25 protein-coding genes are annotated in these 21750 nt (G+C 54.0%); 9 read left to right on the top strand and 16 right to left on the bottom strand.

Features of this window, described 5'->3' with window-relative positions:
* Window positions 1-234 precede the first annotated feature (234 nt).
* On the top strand, window positions 235-897 hold the full coding sequence (gene ytfE, locus V5P19_RS18130) for an iron-sulfur cluster repair protein YtfE (protein WP_334406082.1): 663 nt from the start codon (window positions 235-237) through the stop codon (window positions 895-897).
* Window positions 898-960: 63 nt separating this feature from the next.
* Here ytfE and cycA read toward each other — a convergent pair whose 3' ends face one another.
* Together cycA and fklB are read right to left on the bottom strand one after the other, a co-directional pair.
* Window positions 961-2370 carry a D-serine/D-alanine/glycine transporter gene (gene cycA, locus V5P19_RS18125; protein ID WP_334406080.1) on the bottom strand — a complete coding sequence of 470 codons (1410 nt, stop codon included), beginning with the start codon at window positions 2368-2370 and terminating at the stop codon, window positions 961-963.
* Window positions 2371-2681: 311 nt separating this feature from the next.
* Window positions 2682-3302, bottom strand: coding sequence for an FKBP-type peptidyl-prolyl cis-trans isomerase (gene fklB / locus V5P19_RS18120; RefSeq protein ID WP_334406078.1), 621 nt, complete (start codon window positions 3300-3302; stop codon window positions 2682-2684).
* Window positions 3303-3534: 232 nt separating this feature from the next.
* On the opposite strand from fklB, the gene V5P19_RS18115 reads away from it, so the two are divergent.
* Window positions 3535-4179 carry an OapA family protein gene (locus V5P19_RS18115; RefSeq protein ID WP_334406076.1) on the top strand — a complete coding sequence of 215 codons (645 nt, stop codon included), beginning with the start codon at window positions 3535-3537 and terminating at the stop codon, window positions 4177-4179.
* 37 nt (window positions 4180-4216) lie between these two features.
* Here the strand turns inward: V5P19_RS18115 and V5P19_RS18110 are convergent, their stop codons facing one another.
* From V5P19_RS18110 to rpsF, 5 genes are all read right to left on the bottom strand, one after another.
* Window positions 4217-5152, bottom strand: coding sequence for a DMT family transporter (locus V5P19_RS18110; protein WP_334406074.1), 936 nt, complete (start codon window positions 5150-5152; stop codon window positions 4217-4219).
* 151 nt (window positions 5153-5303) lie between these two features.
* Complete coding sequence (gene rplI, locus V5P19_RS18105; RefSeq protein ID WP_334406072.1) at window positions 5304-5753, bottom strand: 50S ribosomal protein L9; 450 nt, start codon at window positions 5751-5753, stop codon at window positions 5304-5306.
* A gap of 39 nt (window positions 5754-5792) precedes the next feature.
* A complete protein-coding gene (rpsR, locus tag V5P19_RS18100) occupies window positions 5793-6020 on the bottom strand; it encodes a 30S ribosomal protein S18 (protein ID WP_002210155.1) in 228 nt (75 codons plus the stop codon).
* A gap of 4 nt (window positions 6021-6024) precedes the next feature.
* Window positions 6025-6339, bottom strand: a complete 315-nt coding sequence (gene priB, locus V5P19_RS18095; protein WP_334405764.1) for a primosomal replication protein N — start codon at window positions 6337-6339, stop codon at window positions 6025-6027.
* A 6-nt stretch (window positions 6340-6345) separates the two neighbouring features.
* Entirely contained in the window at window positions 6346-6741 is a 396-nt protein-coding gene (gene rpsF / locus V5P19_RS18090; RefSeq protein ID WP_334405762.1) for a 30S ribosomal protein S6, read from the bottom strand.
* 343 nt (window positions 6742-7084) lie between these two features.
* On the opposite strand from rpsF, the gene yjfY reads away from it, so the two are divergent.
* Window positions 7085-7360 (top strand): DUF1471 family protein YjfY, encoded by a 276-nt coding sequence (gene yjfY / locus V5P19_RS18085; protein WP_334405760.1) that lies wholly within the window; start codon window positions 7085-7087, stop codon window positions 7358-7360.
* Between the two features lie 78 nt (window positions 7361-7438).
* Here the strand turns inward: yjfY and V5P19_RS18080 are convergent, their stop codons facing one another.
* The 6 genes from V5P19_RS18080 to ulaA are packed head-to-tail and all read right to left on the bottom strand — an operon-like array spanning window position 7439 to window position 11847.
* Window positions 7439-8125 (bottom strand): L-ribulose-5-phosphate 4-epimerase, encoded by a 687-nt coding sequence (locus V5P19_RS18080; protein ID WP_334405758.1) that lies wholly within the window; start codon window positions 8123-8125, stop codon window positions 7439-7441.
* Window positions 8118-8978 carry an L-ribulose-5-phosphate 3-epimerase gene (locus tag V5P19_RS18075; protein ID WP_334405756.1) on the bottom strand — a complete coding sequence of 287 codons (861 nt, stop codon included), beginning with the start codon at window positions 8976-8978 and terminating at the stop codon, window positions 8118-8120. The genes V5P19_RS18080 and V5P19_RS18075 overlap by 8 nt, the downstream gene beginning before the upstream one ends.
* 9 nt (window positions 8979-8987) lie before the next feature.
* Window positions 8988-9638 (bottom strand): 3-keto-L-gulonate-6-phosphate decarboxylase UlaD, encoded by a 651-nt coding sequence (gene ulaD, locus V5P19_RS18070; RefSeq protein WP_219290224.1) that lies wholly within the window; start codon window positions 9636-9638, stop codon window positions 8988-8990.
* Window positions 9639-9651: 13 nt separating this feature from the next.
* Window positions 9652-10119, bottom strand: coding sequence for a PTS ascorbate transporter subunit IIA (gene ulaC / locus V5P19_RS18065; protein ID WP_334405751.1), 468 nt, complete (start codon window positions 10117-10119; stop codon window positions 9652-9654).
* A 9-nt stretch (window positions 10120-10128) separates the two neighbouring features.
* Complete coding sequence (gene ulaB / locus V5P19_RS18060; RefSeq protein ID WP_000218362.1) at window positions 10129-10434, bottom strand: PTS ascorbate transporter subunit IIB; 306 nt, start codon at window positions 10432-10434, stop codon at window positions 10129-10131.
* 12 nt (window positions 10435-10446) lie between these two features.
* Window positions 10447-11847 carry a PTS ascorbate transporter subunit IIC gene (gene ulaA, locus V5P19_RS18055; RefSeq protein WP_334405749.1) on the bottom strand — a complete coding sequence of 467 codons (1401 nt, stop codon included), beginning with the start codon at window positions 11845-11847 and terminating at the stop codon, window positions 10447-10449.
* Window positions 11848-12205: 358 nt separating this feature from the next.
* On the opposite strand from ulaA, the gene ulaG reads away from it, so the two are divergent.
* Both ulaG and ulaR read left to right on the top strand, forming a co-directional pair.
* A complete protein-coding gene (gene ulaG / locus V5P19_RS18050; RefSeq protein WP_334405747.1) occupies window positions 12206-13270 on the top strand; it encodes an L-ascorbate 6-phosphate lactonase in 1065 nt (354 codons plus the stop codon).
* A 111-nt stretch (window positions 13271-13381) separates the two neighbouring features.
* A complete protein-coding gene (ulaR, locus tag V5P19_RS18045; protein ID WP_334405745.1) occupies window positions 13382-14137 on the top strand; it encodes an HTH-type transcriptional regulator UlaR in 756 nt (251 codons plus the stop codon).
* Here the strand turns inward: ulaR and yjfP are convergent.
* The gene (yjfP, locus tag V5P19_RS18040) at window positions 14134-14856 is read right to left on the bottom strand and encodes an esterase (RefSeq protein ID WP_334405743.1); all 723 of its coding nucleotides are present in this window, start codon (window positions 14854-14856) and stop codon (window positions 14134-14136) included. The two genes, ulaR and yjfP, sit on opposite strands and share 4 nt — an antisense overlap.
* A 137-nt stretch (window positions 14857-14993) precedes the next feature.
* Between yjfP and bsmA the strand changes: the two genes are divergently transcribed.
* From bsmA to V5P19_RS18025, 3 genes are all read left to right on the top strand, one after another.
* Window positions 14994-15323, top strand: coding sequence for a biofilm peroxide resistance protein BsmA (bsmA, locus tag V5P19_RS18035; protein ID WP_334405741.1), 330 nt, complete (start codon window positions 14994-14996; stop codon window positions 15321-15323).
* Window positions 15324-15471: 148 nt separating this feature from the next.
* Window positions 15472-15747 carry a DUF1471 family protease activator YjfN gene (gene yjfN / locus V5P19_RS18030; RefSeq protein WP_334405739.1) on the top strand — a complete coding sequence of 92 codons (276 nt, stop codon included), beginning with the start codon at window positions 15472-15474 and terminating at the stop codon, window positions 15745-15747.
* Between the two features lie 170 nt (window positions 15748-15917).
* Window positions 15918-17849, top strand: a complete 1932-nt coding sequence (locus V5P19_RS18025) for a Cache 3/Cache 2 fusion domain-containing protein (protein WP_334405738.1) — start codon at window positions 15918-15920, stop codon at window positions 17847-17849.
* On the opposite strand, the gene V5P19_RS18020 is transcribed toward V5P19_RS18025, so the two are convergent.
* Window positions 17846-19468 (bottom strand): isovaleryl-CoA dehydrogenase, encoded by a 1623-nt coding sequence (locus V5P19_RS18020; RefSeq protein WP_334405736.1) that lies wholly within the window; start codon window positions 19466-19468, stop codon window positions 17846-17848. The genes V5P19_RS18025 and V5P19_RS18020 overlap by 4 nt on opposite strands.
* A 193-nt stretch (window positions 19469-19661) precedes the next feature.
* Here V5P19_RS18020 and V5P19_RS18015 point away from each other — a divergent pair, with 193 nt between their 5' ends.
* Window positions 19662-20936, top strand: a complete 1275-nt coding sequence (locus V5P19_RS18015; protein WP_334405734.1) for an MFS transporter — start codon at window positions 19662-19664, stop codon at window positions 20934-20936.
* 49 nt (window positions 20937-20985) lie between these two features.
* On the opposite strand, the gene rlmB is transcribed toward V5P19_RS18015, so the two are convergent.
* Window positions 20986-21717 carry a 23S rRNA (guanosine(2251)-2'-O)-methyltransferase RlmB gene (gene rlmB, locus V5P19_RS18010; protein ID WP_334405732.1) on the bottom strand — a complete coding sequence of 244 codons (732 nt, stop codon included), beginning with the start codon at window positions 21715-21717 and terminating at the stop codon, window positions 20986-20988.
* Between the last annotated feature and the right edge of the window lie 33 nt (window positions 21718-21750).

Genomic DNA, 21750 nt, shown 5'->3' with positions numbered 1-21750 from the left:
TTTATATGCAGGTATTGTCTGACGTGTATCTATCGGCAGGCGCGGCGGGTTGTTTACGGTCTCTCCGTCTTTAATAACTTTCGTAAGCCATTTTCTAAATTCATTCAGTAAGTTAAACGAACTATTTTTTTGTGACAGACCTCTCATTTTCACCCTTGCCACTAAAGGGTTATAGCGCCTCCGTAAAGATGCATTTAATATGCACTTTATATTATTCATGACGAGGTAACTGCTATGGCCTTCCGCGACCAACCATTGGGCGAGCTGGCGCTCTCCATCCCTCGCGCTTCTGCGCTGTTTCGTAAATACGATATGGATTACTGCTGTGGCGGCAGGCAAACCCTGGCGCGTGCGGCCTCGCGCAAAGAGCTGGATGTCGACGTTATCGAAGCGGAACTGGCGAAGCTGGCCGAGCAGACTATCGACAAAGACTGGCGCACCGCACCGCTGGCAGAAATCATCGACCACATCCTTGTGCGTTACCACGACCGCCACCGCGAGCAACTGCCGGAGCTGATCCTGCAGGCAACAAAAGTTGAGCGCGTTCATGCCGATAAACCTTCGGTACCGCGCGGTCTGGCAAAATACCTGACCATGCTGCACGAGGAGCTGTCCAGCCACATGATGAAAGAAGAGCAGATCCTCTTTCCGATGATTAAACAGGGAATGGGCAGCCAGGCAATGGGGCCAATCAGCGTGATGGAAAGCGAACATGATGATGCGGGCGAGCTGCTGGAAGTGATTAAACACGCTACCGATAACGTCACGCCGCCGCCTGAGGCCTGTACCACGTGGAAAGCGATGTACAACGGTATTAATGACATGATCGACGACCTGATGGAGCACATCAGTCTTGAGAACAACGTTCTGTTCCCGCGAGCCCTCGCAGGCGAATAAAAAAGGCGCCCAAGAGCGCCTTCATGTCGTTTGTTTCGGCCACAGCCTATGTGGCCTTTTTTATTAACGCATACCTGCCATGCGTTTCTTACCGATAAACAACCAGCCCAGCCCCAGCGCGATAAACCACAGCGGCGTGACGATTAATGCCTGGCGGGTGTCATCTTCGAGAGTCAGCAAGACCAGCACGAACACGAAGAACGCCATGCACACCCAGCACATCAGCTTGCCCAGCGGCATCTTGTAGATCGATTTTTCATGCAGATGCGGACGCTGCTTGCGGTACACCAGATACGAGCACAGGATAATGGTCCAGACAAACATGAACAGGATTGCAGAGACCGTGGTGATCATGGTGAACGCGCCAATAACGCTCGGATTCACATAGAGCATCACCACGCCGCCCAGCAGACAGATACAGGAGAAGGTCAACCCTTTCGCCGGCACCGCGCGCTTAGACAGTTTGGCAAACGCGCTCGGCGCTACGCCTTCCTGCGCCAGACCAAACAGCATGCGGCTGGTCGAGAACACGCCGCTGTTCGCCGACGAGGCTGCTGACGTCAACACCACGAAGTTGATCAGGCTCGCTGCCGCTGGCAGCCCTACCAGCACGAACAGCTCAACAAACGGACTCTTGGTTGGAACCACGGAGCTCCACGGCGTCACGGACATAATAATGATCAGCGCGAAGACGTAGAACATAATAATACGCACGGGAATGGAGTTAATCGCGCGTGGCAGCGATTTCTCCGGGTCTTTAGTTTCCGCAGCCGTGGTGCCCACCAGCTCAATCCCGACAAACGCAAATACCGCAATCTGGAAACCGGCAAAGAAGCCGCTGATGCCTTTCGGGAACCAGCCGCCATCATTCCACAGATGGGTAAACGAGGCCTGAACGCCGGTTGGCGACTGGAAGTGAGTCAGAACCATCACCAGACCCACGACGATCAGCCCCACAATCGCCACGATTTTGATCATCGCGAACCAAAATTCCATCTCACCAAACATTTTAACGGTGGCAAGGTTCAGGCTAAGCAGCAGCACGATAACCGCCAGCGAGGCGACCCAGTCAGAGAGGCCGGGAAACCAGAACTGCGCATACGCGGTAATGGCGACCACGTCCGCCATGCCGGTCACGACCCAGCAGAACCAGTAGGTCCAGCCAGTGAAATAGCCCGCCCATGGCCCGAGCAGGTCAGAAGCAAAGTCGCTAAAGGATTTGTATTCGAGATTCGAGAGCAGCAATTCACCCATTGCGCGCATCACGAAAAAGAGCATAAAACCGATGATCATATAAACGAAGATGATCGACGGCCCGGCAAGACTGATGGTTTTGCCTGACCCCATAAACAGCCCGGTACCGATGGCACCGCCTATGGCGATAAGCTGAATATGACGGTTTGTGAGATTTCGCCGCAGCGACTGTTCAGACGACGCCTCTTCTGTGGCGGCGACTTTGACCTGATCTACCATGTGATATTTTCCTGTTTATGCCTGTCTGTGTTGTTAAGGCTCTTCTGGCCTTTAAATACGTCAAAAGATGACGGACCCTGTATAGGGCTAATCGATATTAGGTAAGAATCGGCGGGATGAATACTATGATTTGGATATTATGTTAATAATATGTTGAAAGTGAGTGTCATATCACTCATACAGCGCGAAACAGCTCACAAAAATACACGCAACAGTTTCGTTTGCAAGATAAAATGTTGATTCCGTCGTAACTATAGGTTTTATCACTCTTTTCCTCTCCCCGCACGGAGAGAGGAAATAAGAAAAGTCGATTACAGGATTTCCAGCAGCTCGACTTCAAACACCAGGGTGCTGAATGGCGGGATGGACGCGCCAGCGCCACGTTCGCCATAAGCCAGATTCTGAGGGATAGTCAGCTCCCATTTAGACCCTACTGGCATCAGGGTCAACGCTTCAATCCAGCCAGCGATAACGCCGTTAACCGGGAATTCAGCCGGCTCGCCGCGCGCAACGGAGCTGTCGAACACGGTACCGTCGATCAGTTTACCGGTGTAGTGAACGCGAACGTGGTCAGTGCGAGCAGGAATTGCGCCATCGCCCTGGTTGATCACGCGGAACTGCAGGCCAGATTCTGTGCTGTTCACGCCTTCACGTTCGCGGTTTTCCTCCAGATATTTCACGCCTTCTGCTGCCATCTCTTCGAAGCGCGATTGACGCACGGCGTCTGCACGTTCGTGGATTTCACGCAGCGCACGGTGCACCACATCTACCGGAACAGCCGGTTGCTTACCTTCCAGCGCATCAGCGATACCCGCCACCAGCGCTTCAGGTAACAGACCTTCCAGGCCGGATTCGCTCAGCTGCTGTCCTACCTGCAAGCCGATGCCGTAGCTTGCCTGCGCTTCGATTGTGTCAAAAGTCGGGGTGGTCATGGGTTTTCCTTCCATCACATTTAAAGTAGCGGGCAGCATATCAGCCATGCCCTTATGGGTAAAACTTTGTCTTAAGTTAAGGTGACAAACCGCAGCGAAACAGAAACAATAGAGAGAACCAGGATTAATCCCGAACTGATGTCACGGATGTCGGGTTTGCTACGTCGTTCAGGCAGTTAGCGAACTATACTTCGGAGCACAGGATAAAAAGACGCGGAGCAGGAGGAAAGCCATGCCCGGGCGATTTGAACTGAAACCTACCCTGGCGAAAATCTGGCAGGCGCCGGACAATTTTCGCATTATGGACCCGCTACCGCCCCTGCACCGCCGCGGCATTATTATAGGGGCACTGCTGGTGATCGTCGGCTTCCTGCTTCCTTCCGGCGGCGATGATGTCGATAACGCTCCTGTTACGCGTAATGCGCAGCTGGATATCCGGTCGCAAACGCAGCCGCAGCCTGATTCCCAGCCGATGCAAACGCAGCTGGTCACCCCGTCAAACGACCCGGGTCAGGTTGCCCCTGTCGAGCCAGAACCCGTGCAGGAAGAACAACCGCAGGAGCAGGCAGCTGCCCCCACAGAGCCACAGGCGCAGCAGCCCACCGGTATCGAGCAGCAGTGGCGCTCCTATCGCGTAGAGCCGGGTAAAACACTTGCTCAAATGTTCCGCGACCACAACCTTCCTCCGACCGACGTGTATGCCATGGCGCAGGTCGAAGGTGCGGGCAAGCCGCTGAGCAACCTCCAGAACGGCCAGATGGTCCAGATTCGCCAGAATGCCAGCGGCGTAGTTACCGGGCTTACAATTGATACGGGAAATGGCCAGCAGGTACTGTTTACCCGCCAGCCAGACGGCAGTTTTATCAGAGCACGTTAATCTTGCAGGCCGGGCAAGCGCCAGCGACGCCCGGCAATTACCCTTTGATGCTTCGCTTATTTACCCACCAGATCCCCGAACACACCAGCACCAGCGCAATCGCATATTTGATATCCAGGATGTTCTCGCCAAGGAATATGGCGGAAAGCACGGTGCCTGCGACCGGCACAACGAAGTTGAACGGTGCGATCATGCTGACGCGATTGACTTTCAACAGCACGCTCCACAGGGCAAAAGCCACGGATGAGAGCAGGGTCAGATAACCCAGTACCGCCACCGCAGTGACGCTATGCACTTCCAGCGTCCCGCCAGTAACATATCCCCCAGACACCAGTACAAGACCGCCGATAGCCAACTGCCAGCCGGTCATCACCGTCGGGTCAATCGTCTGAGAGATACGCTTCCCATAGAGCGTGGCGGCGGAAAGGATAAAAGCAGCCAGCACCACAAAGCCGTCACCGTTCCAGACAAAATGGAATTCGCTTAACCCGCTGTGAAAGTTAACCAGCATCACCCCGGCAAACCCCAGAATACAGCCCAGCGTTTTGTTATAGCTGAGTTTGTCGTTGTGATAGATAAAGTGCGCCAGCAGCACGCTAAAGAAGGTGCCCGTCGCATTCATGATAGAGCCGTTCACGCCGGTGGTATAAGCCAGCCCTATGTAGAAAAAGGTGTACTGAATGGAGGTCTGAGTCAGCCCCAGGATCGTCAACTGGCCAAACTGTGCGGGCGTTAACCTGGCGATGGGCTTGCGCTGCGCCAACGCGAACAGCAGGAGCAGCGCTCCGGCAAACAGGAAACGGTAGCCGGCGAATACCACTTTGGACGGAATATCATCAGTCGCGATCTGAAAGAGTTCATAGCCGCTTTTGATGGCCGGGTAAGAGCTTCCCCACAGCAGACAGCAGAGCGTGGCGCAGGCATAGGCCACATTTCGACGGGCAAAGACGGGCGTGGTCAGTGCGGTATCCATGGCAAATCTCATAAATAAAATTGCGTTTCAATTTATTATCAGAGAATGCGACAGGAATAGCTACCCTACAAGAGGAAAGGGTGATTTATGGCGGCTCTAAAAGCAAAACGCCGGCACAAGGCCGGCGCTTCGACGCGAGCAGAGTAAAAAATTACTCAGCTACTACGTTAACAACCAGTTTAGCGAATACTTCGCTGTGAACCTGGAAGTCAACTTCGTGCTCACCAGTGGTACGCAGAACGCCGTTCGGCATACGAACTTCGCTCTTAGCCACTTTAACGCCTGCTGCAGTGACTGCATCAGCGATATCGCGGGTACCGATGGAACCGAACAGTTTACCTTCGTCGCCAGATTTAGACGCGATGGTAACGGTGCCCAGTGCGTTGATTGACTCAGCGCGAGCGTTAGCAGCCGCCAGAACGTCAGCCAGTTTGGCTTCCAGTTCAGCGCGACGTGCTTCGAAAAACTCTACGTTTTTCTTGGTAGCTGGAACAGCTTTACCCTGTGGTACCAGGAAGTTACGAGCGTAGCCCGCTTTAACGTTAACCTGATCACCCAGGCTACCCAGGTTTGCTACTTTATCAAGCAGAATAACTTGCATTACCTTATCCTCTTAAAGTCGTTAATAGACAGCGGCCGATTACTGATGACGATCGGTATACGGCAGCAGGGACAGGTAGCGAGCGCGCTTGATGCAGCGAGCCAGCTGACGCTGGTATTTTGCACGAGTACCGGTGATACGGCTCGGGACAATTTTACCGCTTTCGGTAATGTAGTTTTTCAACGTTGCGATGTCTTTGTAATCGATCTCAACAACGCCTTCCGCGGTGAAACGGCAGAACTTGCGACGACGGAAATAACGTGCCATATGGCTAGTCTCCAGAATCTATCAAATCAATCTGCTCGGCATGCAGAACCATTTTGCTCAGGCCGTTCTTTGCCTTGTGGCAAGAAATGAACCCCTGAACGATCACTGCACTGCCGACCGTTATACTGTGAGTAATGGCCTGGTTTTCGTGTCCGCTAATAATAACGGGCATTTGGCACCACGCCTGCCGGTGAAAACCGGCTTCCTCTTGCACAGAACGATGCTCAAGCACGAACTGGCAATGCGGAATTCCTGAGGGGCTGACCTTACGAAGGGGGGGCCTGCACACAGTGCCAGACAACACCAGACGGTTGGTCATCAGAAATTACTCTTCAGAATCCCCAGCATCAGAATCATCTGCGGTTTCGCTAGCGAAATCATCGCGACGCTCACGGCGCTCGTCTTTCGCTTTAACCATCGGAGATGCTTCGGTAACTGCGTGCTTAGTACGCATAACCATGCTGCGGATAACGGCATCGTTGAAGCGGAAGTTAGTTTCCAGCTCATCGATCGCTTCCTGCGGAGCTTCAACGTTCAGCAGAACGTAGTGAGCTTTGTGCAGTTTGTTGATCGGATAAGCCAGCTGACGGCGGCCCCAGTCTTCCAGACGGTGGATCGTGCCTTCTGCTGCAGTGATTGCACCAGTGTAGCGCTCGATCATACCCGGAACCTGTTCGCTCTGGTCAGGATGGACCATAAAAACGATTTCGTAATGACGCATCGAATTGCTCCTTACGGATTATTCAGCCTCCTGTCTGGGTCAGCCGAGGCCCGGGGAGGCAAGGAACGTGTTAAAGGTCGGCTGAAAAATTGACGCGCCATAATACTTGCCCCCCCCAGGAAACTCAAGCTGATTGCGCAAATAATTCGCACAAAGCGCCAAGCTGGTCTAAGTGGGTGATTTAAAATTAATCGCATTGGGAAGCGTTGTTTTTTTGAACAACTGCATCAGAAATGGTCACCAATGCCCATCAGATAAGGGATTAAACTTTAATCAGAACCCATCGAAAAACCAAAGGAGAAATTTAGACCGTCACACAGCACGCAGTCGTGGAGCGTATATCATGAAAAAAACCGCATTCATCATACTGGCTGCGCTTTTGCTTAGTGCAAACGCGTTGGCAGCCATTAAGATAGAAGGCCGACAGGCCAGAAACATGGATGATGTGCAAAGCTTGGGCGTAATCTACATCAATCACAATTTCGCCACCGAGAGTGAAGCAGATCAGGCACTTAATGAAGAAACGGACGCGCAGGGCGCAAAGTACTATCACGTCATACTGATGCGTGAGCCCGGCAGCAACGGAAATATGCACGCCAGTGCAGATATTTACCGATAACGCTAGCACCAGGAAAGCCAACAAAGAGAATATAGCCATCGTTTGACTTGCCCCCTGCCCGGGGGCTTTTTTTAACCACTACTTTTGGCCGTAATACGCGTCTGGGCCATGCTTACGCATGAAATGCTTGTTCATCAGGTAGTCATCCATTCCCTGAAGATGCGGGTTAATTTCGCGGGCAATCCACGCCATTCGAGCCACTTCTTCCATAACCACCGCGTTATGCACCGCGTCGTGAGCATCTTTTCCCCAGGCAAATGGGCCATGCTGATACACCACAATGCCCGGCGTATGCAGCGGCTCGCGTTCACCCAACGTGTCGATAATCACCTTGCCGGTGTTCAGCTCGTATTCGCCTTCCACTTCCGCCTGGGTTAGCGCACGCGTGCAGGGAATGTCGCCAAAGAAGTAGTCGGCATGGGTCGTTCCCAGCGCAGGAATCGCCCGCCCCGCCTGCGCCCAGGCCGTCGCATGAGTTGAGTGCGTATGCACTACCCCGCCGAGTGAAGGAAACCGCCGGTATAGCGCAAGATGTGTCGCGGTATCTGAAGAAGGTCGCCATTTTCCATCCACCACGTTTCCGTCGAGATCGACCACCACCATATCGTCAACGGTCATGGTGTCATACGCCACACCGCTGGGTTTAATCACCACGAGTCCCTGCGCACGATCGATAGCACTGACGTTACCCCAAGTGAAGGTCACCAGACCATAGCGCGGGAGATCCATATTGGCCTCAAAGACCTGTTGCTTGAGTTTACGCATGTTCAGCCTCCAGCAATCCTGCTCGCACCATGCGCTCACGCACCCAGTCGCGTGCTTTTGCCACTTCCCCTGCCGGGTCATCTGACGTTTCGCTCCACATCTCAATAAGATACGGTCCGCAATACCCCGTCTGCTTGAGCGTCCGGAAGCAGCGTTCGAAATCCACCACCCCGGTGCCGAACGCCACGTTTTTGAATACGCCAGGGCGGGTGTCTTTGACGTGTACCGCCACGATATGCCCCCTCCCCGCCTGCAGCTCCATTTGTACGTCGTTATCCCAGGCCGACAGATTGCCGATATCGGGATAGAGCTGGAACCACGGGTTATTCAGGTAGTGCGCATAGCCCAGCGCCTTACTGATAGAGTTCATTAACGGATAATCCATGATCTCCATCGCCAGCGTCACCTGGGCGCGGCTTGCCATGTCGACGCTCTCTTTCAGACCGTCACGAAAACGGCGGCGCGTCTCGTCGTTGGCCTCCTGATAATAAACGTCGTACCCGGCGAGCTGGATAACCCGGATACCCACATCCTGCGCAAAGCGAATGGCTTTACGCATAATCTCCAGCCCCTGCGCGCGTACGGCATCATCTTCGCTCCCGAGCGGAAAACGTCGGTGGGCGCTCAGGCACATTGACGGCACGCGTACGCCCGTTTCTGCAACCGCGCTCACTAACCCCAGGCGCTGCTCCTGGCTCCAGTCGAGTCGGGAAAGGCGCTCGTCCGTCTCATCCACTGACATTTCGACAAAATCAAAACCCAGCTGCTTTGCCCGCTGTAACCGCTCAAGCCAGCACTCCCCCGCAGGGAGCGCCTTTTCGTAGATGCCAAGCGGGACCTGTTTTGACAACATACCCGCTCCTTAGCCCCAAAGCTGAGCAATTGAGCGTTTGAACTGACGCGCCGCTTCCACCGGAGATGCCGCATCACGAATGCTGCGACCGGCAATAAAGACGTGGATGGGAATGCCTTTAAACAGCGGCAGATCGTCCAGCGCCAGCCCACCCGTTACGGTGACTTTAAAGCCCATATCGGCAAGACGCTTGATAGCGCTGATATCCGCCTCTCCCCACGCCACACCTGCAGCCTGAGCATCGCGACTACGGTGATAAACCACCTGCTGAATGCCCGCGTCACGCCACTCCTGTGCCTGCTCCCAGGTCCAGAAGCCGGTCAGTTCAATTTGCACGTCGCCGTTAAACTCTTTTGCCACGTCCAGCGCACCTTTCGCGGTATTGATATCTGCACAGCAAATTACGGTGACCCAGTCGGCATTGGCTTCAAAACACATGCGGGAGAGGATTTTGCCTGCGTCGGCGATTTTGGCATCCGCCAGTACGATTTTATGCGGGTAGAGCGCTTTCAGGTCACGAACAGCGCGAACGCCTTCACCCACGCACAGAATGGTGCCGACTTCGATGATATCTACCTCTTCAGCAATCAGGCGGGTGGTTTCGTAAGCGTGAGATAAAGTCTGGTTATCCAGCGCGACCTGCAACATTGGTAATGACATTTTCAAATCCCTCTTAAACTGCCGCCGCAGTGGCGTTATCAATTAAATCCAGCACGTCCTGCTCGGTGCGGCAGGCACGTAAACGGTCAAAATTGGCTTCATCATCAAACAGGTTAACGATCTGCATGATGCCGACTTCCTGATGGGTGTTGGCATCAACAGCGGCCATGGTGATCAGAATATCGACCGGATCGTTATCTTCGTGGTTAAACACCAGGGGCGTTTTCAGCGTCACCAGAGCAAAACCGGTTTTTTTGACCCCTTCTTCCGGACGGCCATGCGGCATAGCCAGCCCCGGAGCAATCACAAAGTAAGGGCCGTGCTGCGCAACGCCATCCAGAATGGCCTGGTAATAACGCGGCTCAACGACATCGGCCTTAACCAGCAGATCTACACTCAGCTTTACCGCTTCCTGCCAGGTGCTGGCCTCGGCCTGTAAAAGGATGGCGTTATTGTCCGCCAGCGAATCACGTAATTTCATATGGCGTCCTTACTTCACGTCTTGTGGGAAATGTTCTTTGATCACTTCCAGCAGTTTTGGCCCGAAATCCGCGGGTGACAGCATGTTACGGACGCCCACCACGTATTTATTCCCCGTCACGGTGATCTCACCGGCGATATGGGTAGATGCAATGATGATATCCGCGCCGCTCAATTCACTTTTGTATTCACCCACCGCGCAGCTGTTCACCGTGTGGTCGATGTTTGACTGGGTTAAAAACTGGTCCACTTTCATCTTCATGATCATGGAGCTGCCTTGCCCATTGCCACATACAGCCAGGATACGTACGGTCATAATCGATACTCCTTAATGAGCAGACAGTTCTGCTGTTTGTTTTTCCGCATCTTCTTCAGCGCGCAGCGTGCGACCCGCGAAGAACATATAAGCCAGTGCAATCAGGATGATGACGGCCATAAATACCAGCCCGACGGAGGCGAAGCCCTGCATCATTGGCGGTGCCAGGATTGACCAGTCCGCCATCCCCATCCATGCGCTCATCCCGGTAAGCTTGACCGCCCACACGCAGCCAAAGATTTCAATCATGCCCATCACCAGGCAAATTTTGAGCGCCGCGCGCCAGCCGCCAAAGTGGTTCGCAAAGACGCCAATGGTGGCGTTGGAGAAGAACATCGGGATAAAGCCAGGAATAATCAGAATGGACGAGCCGCAGGCCACCAGGATGCCAACCGCAATCAGCTGACCGATGGTGCCCCACATAAAGCCCCAGACCACGGCGTTTGGCGCAAAGCTATAGATAGCCGCACAGTCAATCGCCAACACCGCGCCAGGAATGAGCCGCTGGGAGATTCCGTTGAAAGCTTCGGACAGTTCGGCAACGAACATACGCACGCCCTGGGTGATGATGAAAATCGCCACCGCGAAGGAGAAACCGGTTTGCAGGATATAGACCGTCCAGTGGGTTTTACCCGCCATCGCCTGGACAACGTCAATGCCGAAGGAGAGCAAAATGGCACCAAAGAAAATGGTCATCACAATCGCCGTGGAGACGATATTGTCGTGGAAGATATTCAGCCAACCCGGCAGCTTAAGGTCTTCAACGCTCTCCTCTTTTTTACCCAAAAAGGGGGCGACTTTATAGGCGATCCAGGAGGCGAACTGCTGCTGGTGACCGATAGAGAAACCACAGCCGTCGGTCACTTCCTGCGTCGGCTTGTACATCATATTGGAGGTGATTCCCCAGTAGAGCGAGACCAGCACGGCGGTGCAGATAATCGTGGTCCACATTGGGTAACCGAAGATAAAGAGAGAAACTGCAATCAGCCCAGCCTGCTGGAACATAATATGTCCCGTCAGCATGATCGTGCGGATGCCGGTGATCCGGCGCAACAGAACGTAAATAATGTTCAGCGCCAGCGCGAGCAGCACCGCGTACCCCACCCAACTATAGGCATCCCCCATGCGATCGATGGTAGCCATCATGGAGGCATAGGTGTCAGAGATCGCACCGTTGATACCATACACTTCCGACATTTTGGCGACCACGGGCTTAAAGGTACTGGTCAGAATGCCTGAACCTGCCTGTAGCAGCATGAAGCCGATAATGGTTTTGATGGTGCCTTTGATTATGACGCTGACGCTTTTGCGCAGAAGGATGTAACCCAGACACGTCACGATACCCAGCAGCAGCGGGGCGTTGGTCATTACCTGATTAAAGAACACGGTAAAGATGTTGTAGAGGATCTCCATAACTCTCTCCAGAATGAGAACACGAGGGGCAATCCCTGTGTGGTTGGTGCCATCACTCTAGTAATCACAAATAATCACCACAAGATTGAATTTGATTATTTGTGATGTATCCCGCAAATTATTTCCCTGTTATCAGTAATGATTTTCACCCTTGCACCACAAAAAATAAATTACTTATATAATTCAGTGAATTAATCATAATTAGCGGAACGCTTAACAGCGGAAACATGGATTTGACGTGAAGAAAATCGAGTAAATCCGTGCAATTTAGCCATTGCAAAGCGCATTAAATAGTGCCAGCATTAATCACAACAAATCACAATGTGATTACTTTTGATTAAAACCAGGAGTCAAAACGATGAGTAAAGTGAACACCATCACCCGTGAATCATGGATTCTGAGCACTTTCCCGGAATGGGGTTGCTGGCTGAATGAAGAAATTGAGCAGGAACAGGTTGCTCCTGGCACGTTTGCAATGTGGTGGCTGGGCTGTACGGGTATTTGGCTAAAATCAGAAGGCGGGGCAAATATCTGCGTCGATTTCTGGTGTGGCACCGGCAAACAGAGCCACGGTAATCCGCTGATGAAAAAAGGCCATCAGATGCAGCGTATGGCAGGCGTTGAGAAACTTCAACCAAACCTGCGTACCACCCCGTTTGTGCTTGATCCCTTTGCTATTCGTCAGATCGACGCCGTACTGTCCACCCACGATCACAACGATCATATCGACGTAAACGTAGCAGCAGCGGTTATGCAAAACTGTGCTGACGATGTGCCGTTCATTGGGCCGCAGACCTGCGTGGATTTATGGATCGGCTGGGGCGTGCCAAAAGAGCGCTGCATTGTAATGAAACCCGGTGACGTGGTGAAAATCAAAGATGTTGAAATCCACGCGCTTGATGCCTTTGACCGTACCGCGTTGATTACCCTGCCAGCAGATCAGAAAGCGGCGGGCGTGCTGCCCGACGGTATGGACGAGCGTGCGGTGAACTACCTGTTCAAAACGCCGGGTGGTTCTCTGTATCACAGCGGTGACTCTCACTACTCCAACTATTACGCGAAGCACGGTAACGAACATAAGATTGACGTGGCGCTCGGCTCCTATGGCGAAAACCCGCGCGGCATTACCGACAAAATGACCAGCGCCGATATGCTGCGCATGGCGGAAGCGCTGAACACCAAAGTGGTGATCCCATTCCACCATGATATCTGGTCTAACTTTCAGGCCGATCCCCAGGAAATCCGCGTCCTGTGGGAGATGAAAAAAGACCGTCTGAAATACGGCTTCAAGCCATTTATCTGGCAGGTGGGCGGCAAGTTCACCTGGCCACTGGATAAAGATACTTTCGAGTACCACTACCCGCGCGGCTTTGATGATTGTTTCACCATTGAGCCAGATTTGCCGTTCAAATCATTCCTCTGATAGCGCAGACAAATCGCCAGGCCGATGTGTCTGGCGATTTCATATTTATTTTAGTAATTTCATGCTATTTCAAATATCATCTTTTCAAATCAATTCTTATCGGAATAGCTCATGACGGAAGCGCAACGGCATCAAATTTTATTGGAACTCCTGGCGCAATCAGGCTTTGTCACCGTCGAAAAAGTGATCGAACGTTTAGGGATTTCTCCGGCGACCGCACGGCGAGATATCAATAAGCTGGATGAAAGTGGCAAACTGAAAAAAGTCCGCAACGGTGCGGAAGCCATTAGCCAGCAGCGCCCGCGCTGGACGCCGATGAACATCCATGAAGCGCTCAACCACGATGAAAAAGTACGAATTGCCCGAGCCGCATCGCAGCTGGTGAACGCAGGTGAGAGCGTAGTGATTAACTGCGGCTCTACGGCATTTCTTCTGGGTCGGGAGATGTGCGGCAAGCCGGTGCAAATCATCACTAACTATTTGCCACTTGCCAATTACCTGATCGACCAGGAGCATGAAAGCGTGGTGATCATGGGCGGCCAGTACAACAAGAGCCAGTCCATCACCCTCAGCCCGCAAGACAGCGAAAATAGCCTCTACGCCGGACACTGGATGTTTACCAGCGGCAAAGGCCTTACCGCTGAAGGTCTCTATAAAACCGATATGCTGACCGCAATGGCGGAACAGAACATGCTTAACGTCGTGGGCAAGCTGGTTGTGCTAGTCGACAGTAGCAAAGTCGGCGAGCGCGCAGGCATGTTGTTCAGCCGTGCCGAGCAGATCGACATGGTGATAACCGGTAAACACGCAAACCCGGAGATCCTCCAGAAGCTGGAAGCTCAGGGTGTAAAAATCCGGCTCGTTTAAAGGTGCTGGCGGAAAAACGCAACCGTGGCCTCTAGCGCCGTCGGCGTGATCCGATGCCGCACACCCGCTTCCCACAGGCAGGTCAGATTGCCATCCAGCCCTTCACGTTGAAGGGCCTGTTGTAGCCGGAAGGTTTCGGCAGCAGGAACCACATCGTCCGCTTCGCCATGCCACAACAGCAGCGGGCGATCTGCCAGGTGCGGTAACGCCCGGGTGACCTCCCAGTCGGCGAGCAACGCTTCAATACCCGTTGATTCCTGAGGTGGAAACAGCGTCTGCGACAGTGACGTAAAGTAGCCCGAGCCCATAAGACAGGCCACGGACTTCACCTCTGGGTGATGCGTCATGATCCCCAGCGCCGTCATGCCGCCCATGGATGCCCCGGCCACCGCCAGACGATCGTCAGCCACCAGCCCGGCCTGATAAAGTGCGGCGCGAAGCCCGGCAAACTCTGTCAGACTCGCGTGCAGGATGTGCCAGAACTGGCCAAGTCGCGCCTGCTCGTTGCCGGTAAATCGTGCTCCGTGGTCTGGGGCATCTGGCATGACGACGCGGAATCCGGCCTGTGCCAGCGCCACGGAAAAATAACTGTAGACCAGCTTTGATGACGTAAACCCATGATAAAAAACCACGACAGGTAGCGGTTGCTCACCTTTCCCCGCAGGAAATGCATGTAGAATTTCATGGTCGCCAAGGCGCCGTGTTTCAAGTTCAATCATTGTCGATCCCATGCTAATGAATGATTCATAATGTTGAGAACTGGGTTACGGTTTCGCGATATTTTCATTCGAAATTTACGCCCCAGATAACACTTCGGGAACATTCCCCCAAAACTAAATTCACAGATAACTACACTATGGCTATCAGGAAACGAGATATGGTTATGCGCAGGTTTGCTGCTTTATTGCTGGTGTTTCTGCTCGGTGGCTGTAGTGCGCTACAGGGAACGCCGGAACCCGCACCGCCGGTTGCCGATCACCCGCAGGAGATTCGACGTAATCAGACGGAAGGATTACAGCGAATGGGTACCGTCTCCGCGATGGTTCGCGGTTCCCCGGATGATGCGGAAGACGCAATCAAGGCTCAAGCCAGCGCCGCCAAAGCAGATTATTACGTCATTATTATGATCGACGAAACTATCATTACGGGACAATGGTACTCGCAGGCCATTTTGTATCGTCAGTAATGGTCATCATTTGAACGACATTTACACTGCTTTGCGTCCATAGACATTTTCCTGTCCACAATAAACTCCTTGCCCGCACCAATGGAAGTGAGTTTATTCGCGAAGGATTGCCCGGCGGATACCGGAGACATGTGAAATGGAGCTGACGATGAAACGAACTCTTGCTTTGACCTCTCTGTTGCTCTCAGCAGGCCTTTTGAGCACAACCGCACAGTCAGCTGAATTCGCCAGCGCGGATTGTGTAACCGGCCTGAATGAAATCGGCCAGATCTCCGTTAATAATATTTCGGGGAGCCCGCAAGACGTTGAGCGTGTCGTAGCGTTAAAGGCTGATGAACAGGGCGCGTCCTGGTATCGCATTATTCAGATGCAGGAAGATAACCATGTCAATCACTGGCGGGTACAGGCCATTCTTTATGCATAATAGCGCAAGATAAAAGCCACTTATTTTTAGTGGCTTTTCGTTTTTGCAAATCTTTTATCTCCAAATAAATCCTTTCAGAACAATTAAATAACATTTAGTTACATTAATTCAATAAATGTTATTCCCGCGTTGCCGTTGAAGAGCCATACCTTTTCAATAATGAGCAATTTATGAACACTGTTTTTCGCCGCGCGGGCCTGGGCACTAAGCTATCGCTGCTTACCGGCATAAGTGTCGCCACGCTGTTTTTGCTTTTCACTTTTCTACTCAGCCATAAAGCCAGCCAGCAGCTTGAAGCCCTCGCTGTAGAAGACCTGCACAGCCAGTCCACCGGCATGGTCGACATGGTGCAGATGTTTAATACCAGCCTGAGTGAAGAGGTCGAAAGCTACACCCGACTGTTCACCACCTTCTTACCTCAGCCCCTGAACGTCGATAACAGCCAAATCCGGACGATTAACGGTCTGAACGTCCCTTTCCTGAAAGGGGGTGAAACGGGGCTGCATGAAAACAATGCGCTCTCTGACGACTTTATGACCCGCACCGGAGCGATCTCTACCCTGTTTGTCCGCAGCGGCAACGACTTTGTGCGTGTTGCGACCTCCCTGCGCAAAGAGAATGGCGAGCGAGCCATGGGCACCGTTCTGGATATGTCCAGTCCGGCCTTTGCTGCGGTGACCAAAGGCGAGGTATACCGTGGCCTGGCCCTGCTGTTCGGCAAGCGCTACATCACCCAGTACCAGCCGGTAAAAGACGCGGAAGGGCAGATTATCGGGATTATTTTTGTGGGCATTGATATCACCCATTCATGGAACGTGATGCGCGAGAAAGTCCTCAACCGACGCTTGGGTGAAAGCGGGCATTTCTTTGTTCTGGATCGCAGCAACGGTAAAAACCGCGGGCAATACCTGTTCCATTCCAGTGCCGAAGGGCAACTGCCCGACTGGGATAGCCGTATCCAACAGCAGCTTTTGAGCGATAAATCCGGCACCCTGGAGCGCGTCAGTTCCGACGGGCGTACGCTCAAAATGGCCTATACTCCGCTACCTGGCTGGAACTGGACGATTGTGGGAGAAGTGGATAAATCGATACTGCTCTCCAGCGTCAATACCCTTCGTGACCGTTTCCTTCTGGCTGGCGTGGTGCTTTCTGCCCTTTTCGCCGGCCTGTTTGTGGTCATCATTCGTCGTATGTTGACGCGCCCACTGCGCAATGTCATTCACCTTGCCCGACAGTATGCGGCTGGCGATCTCCGCGCCAGCCTACCCGTTACGCGCCAGGATGAGGTCGGCCAACTCATTGACGCCATCAACGGTATTGGTGGCGGGCTGCAAAAAATTGTTCTGCAAGTTCGTGAAACCGCAGGCGAGATCCATATGGGCACTAACGCGCTGGCGTCCGATAGCGGGGAAATTTCCGAGCAGATCAACAAGCAGGCCAGCAGCGTGGAAGAGACGTCAGCCAGCATGGAGCAACTGGCGGCCACCGTGCAGCAAAACGCGGCCAATATGGAACAGACGCAGCAGCTGGTCGGTGAAACGTCCCGCGCGGTGCATCAGGGCGGCGAGACGGTGACAAATGCGGTATCGACCATGGACGATATTCGTGACGCATCGAAGCGCATCGAAGACATCACCCGTGTGATTGAATCCATCGCCTTTCAGACCAACATCCTGGCCCTGAATGCGGCCGTTGAAGCAGCGCGGGCAGGCGAGCATGGCAAAGGCTTCGCCGTGGTAGCGCAAGAGGTTCGCGCTCTGGCGGCGCGCAGCGCCAACGCGGTGAAAGAAATTGAGCAGTTGATTGGCGATACGCTGAACAAAGTGAGTGAAGGCCACGCGCTGTCAGAACAAACGCGTCTGGCGATGGATTCCATCATCGTTCATATCGATAACATCAGCCAGCTGGTCACAGAGATTAACCACGCCTCCCGGGAACAATCCGCAGGGATCGGCCAGGTTAATCTGGCGATGACCCACATTGGCGAAGCGTCGCATATCAACGCCGACCGCGTCTCACGCAGCGAGCAGACCGCACAAACGCTGCGCGAGAAAGGTTCACACCTCACTCATCTGGTGAGTCTGTTTCAGTTAAAAGGCTAAACTACTCTGCCCGTGGCGCGCAGCAGCAGGTCATTTTGTACCTGCTCGCGCAGAAGCGTTCCGCCACGGGTATCCAGCATCATGCGGCACCACGCCTGTGCCACGGGCGGAGAAGCATGCCGCAGCATCTGACTTCCGACGCCCAACAAATACAATTGCTGAGCGATTTCCCTGCCCTGCGCCTCCTGCGGTTTACGTAGTTTTTGCTGAAGCTGTCGCCAGCTACGATCGAAATGTCTGTCTTGCCCTTTCACCTGCGCAAAATCATCGACGAGCACATCAAGAATTCCGGGCTGCTTCGTCAGGACGCGCAGGACATCCAGGCACATAATATTGCCTGAGCCTTCCCAGATGCTGTTAACGGGCATCTCACGATACAAGCGGGGTAGCTCATTCTCTTCGCAGTACCCCATACCGCCCAATACCTCCATTGCTTCCGCCACAAACGGAATGCCTGCTTTACAGACGCTAAATTTTGCTGCTGGCGTAAACAGCCGCGCCCAGGCGGCCTCATGCGGGTCTGTCTGGTTACCCCACGCGCGGGCAAGGCGGAACAGCAGCGCGGTTTGCCCCTCCAGCACCAGCGCCATCCGGCTTAGCACATCGCGCATCAAGGGCTGATCGATGAGATTCTTGCCAAAAGTCTGGCGCTGATGGGCGTGATATAGCGCCACGGATAACGCCCGACGCATCAGGCCATGGCTGCCCAGCGCGCAGTCAAAACGCGTCAGTCCGCCCATTCTAAGGATTTGCCGTACGCCTTCCCCCTCTTCCCCCAACAGCCAGCCAGAAGCATCAAGAAACTCCGCTTCACTGCTGGCGTTGGAACGGTTCCCCAGCTTGTCTTTGAGACGCTCCAGGCGTACGGCGTTGCGTTGTCCATCAGGCAAGAAACGCGGGACAAAAAAGCAGGATAAGCCACCTTTCGCCTGCGCCAGCACCAGGTGTGCATCACTTTGCGGCACAGAGAAAAACCATTTATGCCCCACCAGGCGGTAGCTGCCGTCGCTGCACTTTTCCGCTTTGGTGGTATTGCTCAGTACATCAGAGCCCCCCTGTTTTTCCGTCATCCCCATGCCAATCAACAGGCCGCGCTTCTGCTCTCCGGGCACCAGGTGCGGATCGTAGCGGTCGCTTAGCAGCGGCGTCAGCCAGTCATGAAATGATTTCGGGAGCGCCTGCTGTAGCAGCGGTGTGGCAGCAAACGTCATGGTGACGGGGCACAGCGTGCCCGCTTCTACCTGAGCATGCAGAACAAAACGTGCAGCCCGGGCAACAAAGGAGCCCTTACGCGCCTCATCTTCCCACGCAAGGTTGTGTACGCGATTAGCGCAAAGCCCCTGCATCAGCAGGTGCCACGCCGGGTGAAAACGGACGTCATCCAGCCGCTCACCTTTGGCGTCATAACGCAATAGCTCGGGCGGGTTCACGTTCGCCAGCCTGCCCAACTCCAGTGATTCAGCCGTTCCCAGCTGCTGGCCGATGCTGGCGAGAAGATCGCTATCCCACTCGGCCCCTTCCCGGACAACCGCATCGCGCAGGGCACAATCAGAGAGGAATAGGTTGCTGTTAGAGAGCGTTGAAGGTTGATTAAAAACAGTATGAGTCTGCCAGTGCATGCTGTGTCCCTCCTTCAGTGGCAATGAAGATAAGTATGGACAGACTGCGCGCACGCTGCATGGGAGTGAGGTCACACGATGGCGATCCCGCCCTTCTCATTCGTGAAATGGCTCACAGAACATAAGAATAAACTATTTCGTGCAGGAGGTTTTATTGAATAATTTATTCTTATCCCTTTCAGTGAGGATCGTTATGCAACAGGATGCGCACAAGCGTGCATTAATTGCAGGCTCCATCGGTAATTTCATCGAGTGGTATGAGTTCGCGGTATACGGTTTTATGGCGACCGTAATTGCGAAAAACTTCTTCCAGCTTGACGGCGAGTCAGGGCTGACTAGCCTGATCCTCACCTACGCGTCGTTTGCGATCGCCTTCTTCTTCCGTCCCCTGGGTGCAGTGATGTTTGGCCGCATTGGCGACCGCATTGGCCGTAAACCAACGCTGATCGTCGTGCTGGTGCTGATGACGCTGGCAACAGCCGCCATCGGCCTCGTGCCGGTCTACGCCAGCATCGGGATTGCCGCACCGCTGATCGTCACGCTGCTTCGTATTCTGCAGGGGCTGTTCGCCGGTGGCGAGTACGGCGGCGCGGTTTCATTGATGACGGAGTTTGCCCCCCGCGGCAAGCGCGGGCTTTACGGCGCGTGGCAATCCTTTACCGTCGCGCTGGGGTTATTAGCAGGTGCAGGCATCGTGGCGTTTCTCTCCGCACTGCTCACGCCGGAAGACCTTCACGCCTGGGGCTGGCGCATTCCGTTCTTTCTCGCTCTGCCGATGGGTGTGGTCGCGCTGTGGCTGCGGGTGAGCATGGAAGAGACGCCAAGCTTTGTTCAGCAGCAGCAAAAACCAGCGGTTGCGCAGGCGAATACCGCCGCGACGCTTAAAGCGATCGTCATGGGGATAGGCCGCGTGATGGTCTGGTCTGCGGCGGGTTATACCTATCTGGTGATTATGCCAACCTATCTTCAGTCGGCGCTGCACACCGGGTTCAACCAGGCGCTGCTGATTGCGGTGATTTCGAATATCGGCTTTGCACTCACCATTATTCCGTCGGGTCTCCTGAGCGACAGGATCGGACGCCGTACGGTGATGATTATCGCCACCGTATTGTTGTTGATCCTCGCCCTGCCGCTGCTGAAAATTCTGCAGGCCGAGTCCAGCACGCTAGCGGTGAAGGCGCTGGTGGTACTGATTGCGGGCGGTTTGGTGGGGATGCTCGCCGGGCCGGGCCCCGCGATGCTTTCGGAGATGTTCCCTACGCGCGTGCGCTACACCGGGCTTGGGCTGGCTTATTCTCTTTCGAATGCCATTTTCTCGGGATGTGCAGGATTGATCATTACCGGGCTCATTAAAGAGACGGGCAATGTGGATATTCCAGCGTATTACGTGATGGCCACGGCGGTGGTGAGCCTATTTGCGCTGATGACGCTGAGAAAGGATGACCATTTACGGTCGCTCGAGGAGTGAGGTGAGAGAGCAAATATACAGGCCGTCCTGAGGACGGCCTTGCTGTGTATTACCCGCGCTGACGTACCGCTTCAAACAGGCAGATACCCGTTGCTACAGAAACGTTCAGGGACGAGACGCTGCCCGCCATTGGGATGCTGATCAGCTCATCGCAGTGCTCGCGCGTCAGGCGACGCATACCTTCACCTTCTGCCCCCATCACCAGCGCCAGACGGCCGGTCATTTTACTCTGGTACAGGGTGTGATCCGCTTCACCAGCGGTACCAACGATCCAGATATTCTCTTCCTGCAGCAGACGCATCGTGCGCGCCAGATTGGTCACGCGGATCAGCGGAACGTTTTCCGCCGCGCCGCAGGCCACTTTCTTGGCGGTTGCGTTCAGCTGCGCAGAGCGATCTTTTGGCACAATCACCGCGTGAACGCCCGCAGCATCGGCGCTACGCAAACACGCGCCCAGATTATGTGGATCAGTAACCCCATCAAGGATCAGGAAGAACGGGTTATCCAGTTCGGCAATCAGATCCGGCAGATCGTTTTCCTGATACTGACGGCCCGGCTTCACGCGGGCAATAATCCCCTGGTGAACCGCACCTTCACTTTTCTCATCCAGGAACTGGCGATTTGCCACCTGGATCACCACGCCCTGGGCTTCCAGAGCATGGATCAGCGGCATCAGACGCTTATCTTCACGCCCTTTCAGAATAAATACTTCCTGAAAACGCTCCGGTGCGCGCTCCAGCAGGGCCTGCACCGCGTGGATGCCGTAAATCATTTCACTCATTGATGGTTCTCATAATATGCATTTTCCCTCTCC

The sequence above is a fragment of the Enterobacter sp. UNJFSC 003 genome, assembly GCF_036903355.1.
GTDB lineage: Bacteria > Pseudomonadota > Gammaproteobacteria > Enterobacterales > Enterobacteriaceae > Enterobacter.
This window is presented reverse-complemented; position numbering and strand designations above follow the sequence as displayed.